Annotated in this window: 14 protein-coding genes; 4 read left to right on the top strand and 10 right to left on the bottom strand. The window is 70.0% G+C overall.

The window, feature by feature from the left end:
- The first annotated feature begins 42 nt into the window (after window positions 1-42).
- Both ABZ434_RS00595 and ABZ434_RS00590 read left to right on the top strand, forming a co-directional pair.
- On the top strand, window positions 43-1,362 hold the full coding sequence (locus tag ABZ434_RS00595) for a 3-oxoacyl-ACP reductase (protein WP_359131016.1): 1,320 nt from the start codon (window positions 43-45) through the stop codon (window positions 1,360-1,362).
- Between the two features lie 5 nt (window positions 1,363-1,367).
- Window positions 1,368-2,240 carry a MaoC/PaaZ C-terminal domain-containing protein gene (locus ABZ434_RS00590; protein WP_359131405.1) on the top strand — a complete coding sequence of 291 codons (873 nt, stop codon included), beginning with the start codon at window positions 1,368-1,370 and terminating at the stop codon, window positions 2,238-2,240.
- Here ABZ434_RS00590 and ABZ434_RS00585 read toward each other — a convergent pair.
- The 6 genes from ABZ434_RS00585 to ABZ434_RS00560 all read right to left on the bottom strand — a co-directional run bounded on the left by ABZ434_RS00585 (window position 2,188) and on the right by ABZ434_RS00560 (window position 7,611).
- The gene (locus ABZ434_RS00585; RefSeq protein WP_359131403.1) at window positions 2,188-2,823 is read right to left on the bottom strand and encodes a TetR/AcrR family transcriptional regulator; all 636 of its coding nucleotides are present in this window, start codon (window positions 2,821-2,823) and stop codon (window positions 2,188-2,190) included. The genes ABZ434_RS00590 and ABZ434_RS00585 overlap by 53 nt on opposite strands.
- A gap of 292 nt (window positions 2,824-3,115) precedes the next feature.
- Complete coding sequence (locus ABZ434_RS00580) at window positions 3,116-4,462, bottom strand: dicarboxylate/amino acid:cation symporter (protein ID WP_359131015.1); 1,347 nt, start codon at window positions 4,460-4,462, stop codon at window positions 3,116-3,118.
- Window positions 4,463-4,881: 419 nt separating this feature from the next.
- Window positions 4,882-5,136 (bottom strand): DUF4229 domain-containing protein, encoded by a 255-nt coding sequence (locus ABZ434_RS00575; protein ID WP_148022106.1) that lies wholly within the window; start codon window positions 5,134-5,136, stop codon window positions 4,882-4,884.
- Window positions 5,137-5,294: 158 nt separating this feature from the next.
- Window positions 5,295-5,819, bottom strand: a complete 525-nt coding sequence (locus ABZ434_RS00570; protein ID WP_359131014.1) for a GNAT family N-acetyltransferase — start codon at window positions 5,817-5,819, stop codon at window positions 5,295-5,297.
- A 123-nt stretch (window positions 5,820-5,942) separates the two neighbouring features.
- The gene (mqnE, locus tag ABZ434_RS00565; protein ID WP_266786235.1) at window positions 5,943-7,106 is read right to left on the bottom strand and encodes an aminofutalosine synthase MqnE; all 1,164 of its coding nucleotides are present in this window, start codon (window positions 7,104-7,106) and stop codon (window positions 5,943-5,945) included.
- Between the two features lie 49 nt (window positions 7,107-7,155).
- Entirely contained in the window at window positions 7,156-7,611 is a 456-nt protein-coding gene (locus ABZ434_RS00560; RefSeq protein WP_311311891.1) for an Lrp/AsnC family transcriptional regulator, read from the bottom strand.
- A gap of 132 nt (window positions 7,612-7,743) precedes the next feature.
- Here ABZ434_RS00560 and ABZ434_RS00555 point away from each other — a divergent pair, with 132 nt between their 5' ends.
- On the top strand, window positions 7,744-7,878 hold the full coding sequence (locus ABZ434_RS00555; protein WP_359131428.1) for a hypothetical protein: 135 nt from the start codon (window positions 7,744-7,746) through the stop codon (window positions 7,876-7,878).
- A gap of 11 nt (window positions 7,879-7,889) precedes the next feature.
- Here ABZ434_RS00555 and ABZ434_RS00550 read toward each other — a convergent pair whose 3' ends face one another.
- The 4 genes from ABZ434_RS00550 to ABZ434_RS00535 form a co-directional block, all read right to left on the bottom strand.
- Window positions 7,890-8,555 carry a UbiX family flavin prenyltransferase gene (locus ABZ434_RS00550; RefSeq protein WP_359131402.1) on the bottom strand — a complete coding sequence of 222 codons (666 nt, stop codon included), beginning with the start codon at window positions 8,553-8,555 and terminating at the stop codon, window positions 7,890-7,892.
- 82 nt (window positions 8,556-8,637) lie between these two features.
- Window positions 8,638-9,555, bottom strand: a complete 918-nt coding sequence (mqnP, locus tag ABZ434_RS00545; RefSeq protein WP_359131013.1) for a menaquinone biosynthesis prenyltransferase MqnP — start codon at window positions 9,553-9,555, stop codon at window positions 8,638-8,640.
- Complete coding sequence (locus ABZ434_RS00540; protein ID WP_359131012.1) at window positions 9,552-11,009, bottom strand: menaquinone biosynthesis decarboxylase; 1,458 nt, start codon at window positions 11,007-11,009, stop codon at window positions 9,552-9,554. The genes mqnP and ABZ434_RS00540 overlap by 4 nt, the downstream gene beginning before the upstream one ends.
- Before the next feature lie 124 nt (window positions 11,010-11,133).
- Entirely contained in the window at window positions 11,134-11,844 is a 711-nt protein-coding gene (locus ABZ434_RS00535) for a lytic polysaccharide monooxygenase (protein ID WP_359131010.1), read from the bottom strand.
- 366 nt (window positions 11,845-12,210) lie between these two features.
- Here ABZ434_RS00535 and ABZ434_RS00530 point away from each other — a divergent pair, with 366 nt between their 5' ends.
- Window positions 12,211-12,609: a PLD nuclease N-terminal domain-containing protein gene (locus ABZ434_RS00530; RefSeq protein WP_359131009.1), complete on the top strand. Its 399-nt coding sequence runs from the start codon at window positions 12,211-12,213 to the stop codon at window positions 12,607-12,609.
- Window positions 12,610-12,698: the final 89 nt, after the last annotated feature.

Here is a 12,698-nt window from a genome sequence, read left to right as displayed (position 1 = left end):
TTACTCCAGAGTAAATCTACGACCGAGCAGGGAGTCTGGACAATGGCCGACCGCTATCTGCACCTCACCGGCACAGCAACCGGCCGATTTCTGACCCGGAATCTCGGCCTCCCCCAGCCGGAGCGGCTGCGCCGCTGGACCCTGGAGACCCCGAACCTCCCCGGCCCGGTCATCCACCTCACGGCCGGGGACTCGGCCGTGACGGACGAACTCGGCGCCGTGCTCGCCGTATGCGGCCCGGAGGTCGTGGCCCGCGCCGACCGGCCGGCCGGAATCGTCCTGGACGCGACGGGCGTCGACACCGCCGCCGGACTCGGAGCCGTGCACGCCGCACTGCACCCCGTCGTCCGCTCGCTCGCACCGGGCGGCCGCATCGTCGTCCTCGGCACGCACCCTTCGCCCGACGACCACCACCAGGCCGCCGCCCAGCAAGCCCTCGAAGGGTTCGTGCGCTCACTGGGCAAGGAGATCGGCAAGGGCGCCACGGTACAGCTGGTGCGCATCGCGCCCGGTGCGGTCACCGGCGCCGAGTCCACCCTGCGCTTCCTGCTCTCCCCCCGGTCCGCGTACATCAGCGGCCAGGTCATCGAGGTGAACGACGCCGCCCCCGACCCCGTCGCCGACTGGGCCGCACCACTCACCGGCCGCACCGCACTGGTCACCGGCGCGGCCCGCGGCATCGGGGCCTCGGTCGCCTCCGTCCTCGCCCGGGACGGCGCCCACGTCATCTGCCTGGACGTCCCGCAGGCCCAGGAGGACCTGGTCCGCACCGCCGACCGGCTCGGCGCCACCGCCCTGCCGCTCGACATCACCGCGGACGACGCCGCCGAACGGATCGCCGCCGCGGCCCCGGACGGCCTCGACATCCTCGTGCACAACGCCGGCATCACCCGCGACCGGCGTCTCGCCAACATGGCCGCCGACCGCTGGGCCTCCGTCATCGACGTCAACCTCGACAGCGTCCTGCGCACCACCGACGCCCTGCTGAAGGCCGGCACCGTCAACCGAGGCGGCCGGATCATCGCCACCGCCTCCATCGCCGGAATCGCCGGGAACAACGGCCAGACGAACTACGCGGCCAGCAAGGCCGGCATCATCGGCCTGGTCCGCTCGCTCGCCCCGCGCGCCGCCGCCGGCCACGGCGTCACGGTGAACGCGGTGGCCCCCGGATTCATCGAGACGAAGATGACCGCCGCCGTCCCGCTCCTCATCAGGGAGGCGGGCCGCCGGATGAACTCCCTCTCGCAGGGCGGCCTCCCGGTCGACGTGGCCGAAACGGCCGCCTGGTTCGCCCAGCCCGCCTCCGGCGCCGTCAACGGCCAGATCGTCCGGGTCTGCGGCCAGAGCCTGCTGGGAGCGTGACCGGAATGCCGAGCCTGCTGCTCTCCCTGGCCCGCGGCGCCCTCACCTCGCCGTTCAAACGGGCGGGCAGGCCGGACGCCACCCTGCCGGCCGGCCGCCTCCACCTGCCCGCCGCACCGGCCGCCCCCGGCCCCCTGGCCGCGTACCGCAGGATCTGCTCGTTCGCCGAGGCCGGCCCCCTCCCGGTCACCTACCCGCACGTCCTGGCCTTCCCGCTCGCCATGCGGCTGATGACCGGGCGCCACTTCCCGCTCCCGGTCACCGGACTCGTCCACACCTGGATCGAGATCACCGCCCACCGGACGCTGCACCCCACGGACGCACTCGAACTGACGGTGTACGCGGAGACGTTGACACCCCACCGGCGCGGCACCGAGGTCACCGTGGTCACGGAGGCGAGGCTGGCCGACGAGCTGGTCTGGGAGTCCCGCAGCGGCTACCTCTCCCGCCATGCGACGCGTACGGATACGGCGCCGGCCGCCGCTCCGGAACCGCCCCTCCCCGCCGTCACCGAGTGGCGGCTGCCCGCCGGCATCGGACGCCGCTACGGCGCCGCGTCGGGCGACCGCAACCCGATCCACCTGTACCCGCTGACCGCCCGGCTGTTCGGCTTCCCCCGCGCCATCGCCCACGGCATGTGGACCGTGGCCCGCTGTCTCGCCGAAGCCCCGCAGCCGCACCTGATCCGCTCGGTGCGGGCCGCCTTCAGGGCCCCCGTCCTGCTGCCCGGCACCGTCACCTACGCCTCGGACGGCACCGCCTTCCAACTGCGCGGCGCCGACGGCCGCGTCCACCTGACGGGGACGACGGAGGCGGAGCCCGGCGCTACGCCCGGCCGGCGCCCTGCCCCGGGGGCAACCAGGGACGGCCGTTCATAAGGTTCTCCAGGCCCGCCCAGGAGAAGTTCATCAAGGTGGCCGCGGCCTCCTTGGCCGAGACGCCCGGGGTCTCGTTCGCCCATCCGGCGAGCGACTCCGCGGCGCCCACCAACGCCTGCGCCAGCCCCGCCACATCGCGGTCGGCGAGCGCCTGATCGCGGTGCACCTCGCGCGCCGCCGCCCCGATCAGACCCGTCACGAACGCAACGATCTCCTCACGCATCACGTTCACCTCGCCGGCGAACGGCTCCCCGTGCGTGCGCGCCTGCCGGTACAGCACCGCCCAGCCGTCCGGGTTCTCCGCGGTGTGCGTGAAGAACGCCCGCAGCCCCTCCCAGAGTTGCCGGTCCGCCGGAAGCCCCGGCTCCACACCCGCCTGCACCGCCTCGACCAGCGCTCTTGCCTCACGCCCGATACAGGCGGAGAAGAGTTCGTCCTTGGAATTCAGGTAGAGGTAGACCAGGGGCTTGGACACCCCGGCCAGCTCGGCGATCTCATCCATCGAGGCCGCACGGAAGCCGCGCTGCCCGAAGATCCGCACCGCGGCATCCATCATCTGCTGCTCACGCACCGCACGCGGCATCCGTTTGCTCTTCACAGCACCCACGTCGACTTCCTCCCGCCCCCGATGCCCTACTCCTCGGTAAGCGTACGGCGCGGGGCCGGTTCGCGCCGGGTCACCGGACCACCCGATGGCCGGATACCCCGCGTTCCGGCCCGGCGCGCAGCGCGGTTCCCGGGCGTCACCGCGGCGCGGCAGTGGGGCAGCCGGGTCACCTCCGGTCCCGGACCGGTACGGCCCGGACACGCGCGTGGGCCCCTCCTCCGGGTCGGAGAAGGGGCCCATGCGTACGCCGGACCGTGCCGGGGATTGATCAGGCGGCGACCGCCACCCGCTCCGGCTCGGTGTCGCGCACCTCGGCGTCGTCGATCGGGGAGGCCGCGGCCGAGTTGTACGCGTCGTGGTCGAGGATCTTCTCGCGCGCCGAGACGATCACCGGGACGAGCGCCTGGCCGGCCACGTTCGTAGCCGTCCGCATCATGTCCAGGATCGGGTCGATGGCCATCAGCAGGCCGACGCCCTCCAGCGGGAGGCCCAGCGTCGACAGGGTGAGGGTCAGCATGACCGTCGCGCCGGTCAGACCGGCGGTGGCCGCCGAACCGATCACCGAGACGAACGCGATGAGGATGTAGTCACCGACACCCAGCTGCACGTCGAAGATCTGCGCGATGAAGATCGCGGCGAGCGCCGGGTAGATCGCGGCGCAGCCGTCCATCTTGGTCGTCGCACCGAACGGGACCGCGAAGGACGCGTACTCCTTCGGGACGCCGAGGCGCTCGGTGACCTTCTGGGTGACCGGCATCGTGCCGACCGAGGAGCGGGAGACGAAGGCCAGCTGGATCGCGGGCCAGGCGCCCTTGAAGAACTGGAGCGGGCTGACCTTGGCGACGGTGGCGAGCAGCAGCGGGTAGACGCCGAACATCACCAGGGCGCAGCCGATGTAGACGTCTGCGGTGAACGTCGCGTACTTGCCGATCAGGTCCCAGCCGTAGTCGGCGATGGCGTAGCCGATGAGGCCGACGGTGCCGAGGGGGGCGAGGCGGATGACCCACCACAGAGCCTTCTGGAGGAGCTCCAGGACGGACTCGCTGAGGGTGAGGATCGGCTGCGCCTTCTCGCCGAGCTGGAGCGCGGCGATGCCGGCGACGGCGGCCATGAAGACGATCTGCAGGACGTTCAGCTCGGTGAACGGCGTGATCACGTTGTCCGGGATGATGCCGGTCAGGAAGTCGAGCCAGGAGCCGGAGTGCTCCGGGAGCTTGCCGTCCTTCGGCGTGAGGCCGGTGCCGGAGCCCGGGTTGGTGATCAGGCCGATCGCGAGGCCGATGGCGACCGCGATCAGCGAGGTGATCATGAACCAGAGCAGGGTGCGGGTGGCCAGCCTGGCGGCGTTGTTGACCTTGCGCAGGTTGGTGATCGACACCAGGATCGCGAAGAAGACGAGGGGCGCGACGGCCAGCTTCAGCAGCTGGACGAAGATGTGGCCGACCTTGTCGAGCGTGGTGTAGAGCCAGTTGATGTCCTGGCTGCGGGCGAGCCACCCGAGCAGGACGCCGAGCACGAGGCCGGCGACGATCTGGGCCCAGAACGGGACCTTGGGTATGCGGAAACCGGAGCCGGAGGGCTCATCGGTCGTGGTGGACGCGGGGTTCGCGGACACGGACACACTCCAGATGTGACGCATCGGGACGCACGGGGACGGTGTGCGGGGGACGGGGGTGCGGCGCCCGTGTCAGGACGGCGCCGCTGCATGATGCCGGTATCAGACGTTGCGGCAACAGACCGCGGACATACAGCGGCAGAGATCGACATGAAGGCGCTCCACGAGCGGGATGCTCGTGGCAGGTCGGAGGCGCACAGCTGTCTTCATGTCGAACACGTTAACACTTGAACTTTGAGAACCTCAAAGGTCTTCTTTGGGCTCCTGCGGACCTGCGGGGTGGGCAGCCGAGGGCCCGCGGGCCCCTGGGACGCGAAAACCCCAGTACAGGAGCGCTCGCTCCGGTGCTGGGGTTTCGAGAAGAAAGGGGGCGGGTGTGAGGAAGCTTACAAAGCCCTTACGCCGCTCTCACCGAACCACTACTGCGTGACGCTGTCCTCGCGGGTGCGGTTCGCCTCGAGGCGGGCCTTGGCACGGTCGACCGAGGACACGATCTGCTCGGACATCTCGTCGCGCTGCTTGCGCAGGAGTACGTAGCTGAGCGGCGCGGAAAGCACCAGCGCGAGCAGGACGACCCAGACGATGTTGGATCCCCCCGCACCGGAGGGAATGAGACCGAAGTTGACGGCGATGGCGGCGACGACGAGGCAGCCGACGAAGATGCTGAGACGCATCGCGGTGTACCGGATCGTTGCGCTCGGCTTGGCAGCGGACACAGCTGGCCTTCTCTCTACGTACGACAGTCCTGCCCGACCAGTGAAGCATGCCCCACAATCGGCCGGTCAGGAGGGCCGCACCGACCATGCGCCGGGCATGGGTCCACCGGACGTGTTCAGCCGAGCGGGAGCAGCATGATGACGTCGTCGCGATCGTCGCCTTCGGCCACCCGGATCGCCCCCGGCACCCGTCCGACCTCCTTGTATCCGCAGGCGCTGTAGAAGCGGTCGGCGCCCGTGCCGCCGCGGCAGGTGAGCCGGATCGCCTCGATGCCGTCGATGGTGCGGGCGGCGTCGGCGGCGGCGGCCATCAGGTCGCGGCCGTAGCCGCGGCCCTGGTGGCGGGGGTGGACCATGACGGTGTAGATCCAGAGCCAGTGCGCCATCAGCCGGTGCGTGTTGTGGGTGAGGAAGGCCGTCGCTGCGACGGCGCCCCGGTCGTCGTAGCCGACGAGGAGCCTGGTCCGGCCCTCGGTCATGGCGGCGAGATGCTTGACCAGCTCGGGCCGGATGTCCTCGGTCGTCACCGGCGGCACAAAGCCCACCGCGCCGCCCGCGTTGGACACATCGGCCCAGAGCTCGGCTATACCGTCCCGGACCGACCGGTCGAACGTGGGATCCAGCTCAAACGTAAGTGCCATGGCCGCAGATTAACCATTACTCGCGGTCGGCTCAACCAGCGTCCGGAACGCGAGAAAGCTCCGGCCGGGGACGGCGGCCGGAGCTTTCGCACTGCACTGCGCGCGCGACGGGCGCGCGCCGGGTCAGACCCGCATCGGCTGCGGCGACTCGCGCCGCTCCGCGTCCGGGCCCGGGTACTCGCGGATGATCTCGTACCGGGTGTTGCGCTCCACGGGCCGGAAACCGGCGTCGCGGATGAGGTCCAGCAGATCCTCACGGCCGAGCTTGTTGGGCGTGCCGTAGTTGTCCGCGTCGTGCGTGATCTTGTACTCGACGACCGAGCCGTCCATGTCGTCCGCACCGTGCTGGAGCGCAAGCTGGGCGGTCTGCACGCCGTGCATCACCCAGAAGACCTTGACGTGCGGGACGTTGTCGAACAGCAGACGGGACACCGCGAAGGTCTTCAGCGCCTCCGCGCCGGTCGCCATCGTCGTCCGTGCCTGGAGCTTGTTGCGGACCTTGCCGTCCTTCATGTCCACGAAGTCGTGCTGGTAACGCAGCGGGATGAAGACCTGGAAGCCCCCGGTCTCGTCCTGCAGCTCGCGCAGCCGCAGCACGTGGTCGACCCGGTGACGGGGCTCCTCGATGTGCCCGTACAGCATCGTCGCCGGGGTCTTGAGACCCTTCTCGTGCGCGAGCCGGTGGATGCGCGACCAGTCCTCCCAGTGGGTGGCGTGGTCGACGATGTGCTGGCGGACCTCCCAGTCGAAGATCTCCGCGCCGCCACCGGTCAGCGACTCCAGACCGGCTTCGATCAGCTCGTCGAGGATCTCGGAGGCGGACAGCCCGGAGATGGTCTCGAAGTGGTGGATCTCGGTGGCGGTGAACGCCTTGAGGGAGACCTCCGGCAGCGCTTCCTTCAGCGCGCTCAGCGAACGCGGGTAGTAGCGCCACGGCAGGGTGGGGTGCAGCCCGTTGACGATGTGCAGTTCGGTGAGGCTCTCGCCCTCCATCGCCTTGGCGAGACGGACGGCCTCCTCGATGCGCATCGTGTACGCGTCCTTCTCCCCCGGCTTGCGCTGGAAGGAGCAGTACGCGCACGAGGCGGTGCACACGTTGGTCATGTTGAGGTGGCGGTTGACGTTGAAGTGGACGACGTCGCCGTTCTTGCGCGTACGCACCTCATGGGCCAGCCCGCCCAGCCAGGCCAGGTCGTCGGACTCGTAGAGCGCGATCCCGTCCTCGCGGGACAGCCGCTCACCGTCCCGGACCTTCTGCTCCAGCTCGCGCTTGAGTCCCGCGTCCACTTGGGCGCCTCCCATATCTCTCCGAAACAGACTTCAGCTCACCGTACGCCTAGCCCTCTTCGGGAAGGTCTCCGACCCGGTTCTCCCACTTGGTGGAGAGCACGATCGTCGTACGCGTCCGGGAGACGCCCTTGGTGCCGCTGAGCCGGCGGATGGTCTTCTCCAGTCCGTCCACGTCGCCGACCCGGACCTTGAGCATGTAGGAGTCGTCACCCGCGATGAACCAGGCGTCCTCGATCTCGGCGAGGTCCTTCAGCCGGCGGGCCACGTCCTCGTGGTCGGCGGCGTCCGAGAGCGAGATGCCGATCAGGGCCGTGACCCCGAGTCCGAGCGAGGCCGCGTCGACGGTGGCGCGGTAACCGGTGATGACACCGGCGGTTTCCAGCCGGTTGATGCGGTCGGTGACGCTGGGCCCGGAAAGCCCGACGAGCCGCCCCAGCTCGGCGTACGAGGCCCTGCCGTTCTCCCTGAGGGCCTGAATGAGCTGCCTGTCCACCGCGTCCATATGACTGAAACCTTCCATTGTTCAGCAGTACCGCGAGTCTATGTGTAGAATCTAAGGCATACAGGCGTCACGGCCTGCAAATCTTTCCGAACTTCCAAAAAATGCTTTCGAATCTTCAGGAGTGAGAACACCGTGTACACGATCGAGATGGCCTACGCCCGGATGCGCGAGCTGCAGGACCAGGCCAACCGCTCGCGTGCCCACCAGCCCGCCGCGGCCAACCGGGGCGGCAAGACGCGCAAGCCGCGCACCCCCAAGAAGCGCTGACCCCGACCGGATCAGCCGCGAGAGCCACCACCGAGCTCTCCCTCCCAGCGGCGGTACAGCTGGTGCGGCACCCCTGCCGCGTCCAGCACCCGCCCCGCGACGAAATCCACCAGATCCTGGATGTGCGTCGCCCCCGCGTAGAACGCCGGAGAGGCGGGCAGCACGACTGCGCCCGCCTCGTCCAGGCTCACCAGATGCCTCAGCGTCGCACCGTTCAGCGGCGTCTCGCGCACCGCGACGACCAGCTTCCGCCGCTCCTTGAGCGTCACGCTCGCGGTCCGCTGCAGCAGGTCCTTCGAGAGCCCCAGCGCCACCCCGGCGACGCACGCCGTCGACGCGGGCACGATCAGCATGCCCTTCGCCGGATACGACCCCGAGGACGGCCCGGCGGCCAGATCGCCGGCCGCCCAGTGCCGCACGCCGGACACGTCCGTGTCGAAGGTGTGGGGCTTCCCGTCCGCTCCCCGTGCGAGCCAGCCGGCCAGGTCCTCCTGCCAGTGCGCGTCGCGGAAGGAGATCCCGGTCTCGTCCAGCAGCGTCAGCCGCGAGGCCCGGCTCACCACCAGATCGACGCTCTCGCCCGCGGCGAGCAGACCGCGCAGCACAGCGGCGGCGAATGGGGTGCCCGAAGCGCCCGAAACCCCGACAATCCAAGGCGTTCGCTGCTGCTGACTCACTGAAGTCCCGGAATCCACATCCCCGAGCCTATCCGGCACCCCGAGTCGGCGGCGCGTCAGGAGTTCGTCCCCGCCGGGGGTGCTACACCGTCAGACCGCGTACCAGCAGGTCCAGCAGGGCACACGCGAAGAGCGCGATCCCGATGAAACCGTTGACCTGGAAGAACGCCCGGTTCAGCCGGGACAGATCGTGCGGCCGCACCACCCGGTGCTCGTACACGAAGGCCACGGCGACGATCACCATGCCGATCCAGTAGAAGAGCCCGGCCTCCGTGGCCAGACCGAACCAGACCAGCAGGCCCGTCGTGACGACGTGGCTGACCCGTGCCCCCCAGAGCGCCGCCGGGATGCCGAAGCGCGCCGGGACGGACAGCACCCCGTGGGCGCGGTCCGCCTGCACGTCCTGGCAGGCGAAGATCAGGTCGAAGCCGCCGATCCACACGCCGACGGCCAGCCCCAGGATCACCGCGTCCCACGACCAGGTGCCCGTCACCGCCAGCCAGGCCCCGACCGGCCCCATGGCCTGCGCGATCCCGAGGATGGCGTGCGGGTAGTTCGTGAACCGCTTGCCGTACGGGTAGACGACCATCGGCACCACGGCGAGCGGCGCCAGCGCCAGACAGAGCGGGTTCAGCAGGGCCGCCGCGCCGAGGAACACGACGACGGCGACGAGCGCTCCCGTCCACGCCGACTTCACCGACACCGCGCCGGTCACCAGTTCGCGGGTCGCGGTGCGCGGATTGCGGGCGTCGATCTCACGGTCGATGATCCGGTTCGCGGCCATCGCGAACGTCCGCAGCCCCACCATCGCGACGGTGACCAGCAGCAGCGTCACCCACTGGACCGACCCGTCGTCCAGGAACATCGCGGTCAGAGCGGCGATGTAGGCGAAGGGCAGCGCGAAGACCGAGTGCTCGATCATCACGAGCCGCAGGAACGCCCTGACCTTGCTGTTCGGTTGCGCGGGCCCGGAGCCCAGGGTCGCTTCGGCGGCGCTCACAGTCCGTATTCCTTCCACCGGCGGTCGACCTTCGCCGCCGTGTCCGGGTCGGACTCGACCATGTCCGGCCAGCCCCCGTCCCGGGTGTAGCCCTCCTCGGGCCACTTCTTCGTCGCGTCGATGCCCGCCTTGCCGCCCCAGAACTGCTGGTAGGAGGCATGGTCGAGATGGTCGACGGGCCCCTCGGCGACGGTGAGGTCGCGCGCGTAGTCGGTGTTTCCGAGCGCCCGCCAGGAGACCTCGTGCAGATCATGGACGTCGCAGTCGGAGTCCACCACGACGATCAGCTTCGTCAGCGACATCATGTGCGCGCCCCAGATCGCGCTCATCACCTTCTGCGCGTGCTTCGGGTACTTCTTGTCGATCGAGACGATCGCGCAGTTGTGGAAGCCGCCGGACTCGGGCAGGTGGTAGTCCACGATGTCCGGGACGATGATCTTGAGCAGGGGCAGGAAGAACCGCTCGGTCGCCCGCCCCAGCGGACCGTCCTCGGTCGGCGGGCGGCCGACGACGATGGACTGGAGCAGCGGCCGTTTCCGCATGGTCACACAGTCGATGGTGAGCGCGGGGAACGGTTCCTGCGGGGTGTAGAACCCGGTGTGGTCGCCGAAGGGCCCTTCGGGGAGCATCTGGCCGGGCTCCAGCCATCCCTCGATGACGACCTCGGCGTTGGCCGGGACCTGGAGCGGCACGGTCTTGCAGTCGACCATCTCGATGCGCTTGCCCTGGATGAACCCGGCGAAGAGGTACTCGTCGATGTCCCCGGGCAGCGGTGCGGTGGAGGCGTAGGTGACCGCGGGCGGCGCACCGAAGGCGATGGCGACCGGCAGCCGTTCACCGCGCTTCGCGGCGACCTGGTAGTGGTTGCGGCTGTCCTTGTGGATCTGCCAGTGCATCCCGATGGTCCGGCGGTCGTGGCGCTGGAGGCGGTAGAGCCCCAGGTTCCGGACGCCGGTCTCGGGGTGCTTGGTGTGGGTGAGCCCCAGGTTGAAGAAGGAGCCGCCGTCCTTGGGCCAGGTGAACAGGGCGGGCAGCCGGTCCAGGTCCACGTCGTCGCCGGTGAGGACGACCTCCTGGACGGGGGCGTTCTCCGACTTCACCTTCTTCGGCGGTACGTGCACCATCGTGCCGAGCTTGCCGAAGGCTTCCCGGACGCCGACGAAGCCGTGCGGCAGCTCGGGCTTGAGCAGTCCGCCGATCTTGTCGCTGATGTCGGCGTAGGACTTCAGCCCCAGCGCCTTGAGGAGGCGCTTGTCGGTCCCGAAGACGTTCATGGCCAGGGGCATCGAGGACCCCTTGACGTTCTCGAAGAGCAGCGCGGGTCCGCCGGCCTTGTTCACCCGGTCGACGATCTCACCGACCTCCAGGTAGGGGTCGACCTCGGCCTTGATGCGCTTGAGCTCGCCCTCGCGCTCCAGAGCCCGGAGGAGGGAACGAAGATCGTCGTAAGCCATGCCGTCCAGTCTGACATCCCCCCTGGCGTCGGCCGCCGGGGCTCCCCCGCGTCGGCCGCCGTACCTCTCCGCGGTGTCCCGCGGAGAGGCGGCTCCGTGCCGGGGCCCGGCCGGGGTGACGACGTCAGCAGGCGCCGAGGTCCTCCCAGACACCCCAGTCGCCGGTGGTGCCGGGCCGCTCGCCCTGCGTCCACCACTTGGCCCGCCAGGTGTGGTCGTTCAGGGAGGTGGTGTCCCCGGCGTTGTAGACCCGTCCGGCGTCCCAGGCCGACGCCGCGCAGTCCTCCGGGTCACCCGGGTCACCCGGGTCACCGCCACCGCCGCCGATCTGCACGTCCACGCAGGCGTAGAACGCGTTGGCCGTGTCGGCGATGTTCCAGACGGCGAGGACCTTCTGGCGGCCGGTGAGGGCCCCGAAGTTCACCCGGTGGGTGACCGTGGCCCCGGGCTGGGCGCCGCCGTCGTTGAACTGCGCCACCTTCGTGCCGCCGACGAAGTACTGCCAGCTGCTCGTGGCGTGCCGGGCGGTCAGCTGCCAGGAGAAGTCGGCGGAACTGCCGACGGGCGTGACCTTCCAGCCCTTGCTGTTGTCGTCGAGCTCCGCGAATTCCGCGTGGCCGCCGCTGCAGCTCTGCAGCCCCTTCGGCCCCTCGACGCTCTGCGGCTCGTACTTGATGGAGCCGCAGGCGACGACGCCCGTGGCGCACTGGGCCTGACGGCTCGGGGGCGAGGACACGTATCCGTGCGCGCTCGCGGTGGTGGCGGGGAGGGCCACGGCGATGAGGGGGGCTATCCCCGCCCCGATCACTAAGGCCAGTCTGCGCTTGGTGTTCATGCCGACTCCTTCGCTGAAGGGGCTGCCGGGGGCGGCAGCATCAGGACGCGCCCGCACCGGCGCGGTCCCGTGGCGTGGTGCGTACCGGGCACGGTGAACACGCGGGTGCGGCCGGTGGCGAGGGGGGCGCCGCCCCGCAATCCCTTCGCGCGCCTCGGTCACGCACGGCAACCGGGGCTCACCTATAGGTCTGGACCATACTCGGAGCCGGGCCGCCGTCAAGAGAGCGCACCGCCTTGCCACGGCCGGCCGGGCCCGCGTCCGCACCGGCTCGCCGGGAGCACATAACGGGCCACCCGCTACCCTGGGCCCGTCACCGGGGCGGGGCATTGCCCCGCCAACTCTCCTCGGGGGGACCTTTCCACCATGCTCCGGGCCCTGATCTATCTCCTGCCTCTGGCGCTGACGATCTACGCGTTCATCGACTGCCTGAACACCCCGGAGGACGAGGCCAAGCACCTGCCGAAGGTCGCCTGGGTCTTCATCATCCTGCTGTTCTGGATCGTCGGTCCGATCGTGTGGCTGGCCGCGGGCAAGCAGCGCCAGGTGCCCGCCGGGGGCCGTACGCCGTCCGAATGGCACCGCGGCCACCGGCACCAGTGGGTGGCACCCGACGACAACCCCGACTTCCTGAAGTCGCTCAAGGACGAGAACGAGAAGGACGAGGCCGTCCTCAAGGACTGGGAGGCGGACCTGCGCCGCCGCGAGGACGAGCTCAAGCGGCGGGAGGGCGGGCCGGAGGGGTCGCCCCCGCCCGCTTCCTGATCCGGACCGGATCACGCGCACGGCCGTCCCCGTCCGACAGCACCCCGTAACCGATCGTTCGAAAATCTTCACCCCCCTCCAACACCCGG

Origin of the sequence: Streptomyces sp. NPDC005761, from assembly GCF_040630635.1 — a bacterium.
Lineage (GTDB): Bacteria > Actinomycetota > Actinomycetes > Streptomycetales > Streptomycetaceae > Streptomyces.
Note: the sequence above shows the minus strand (reverse complement) of the source record. Positions and strands in the feature narration are given on the sequence as shown.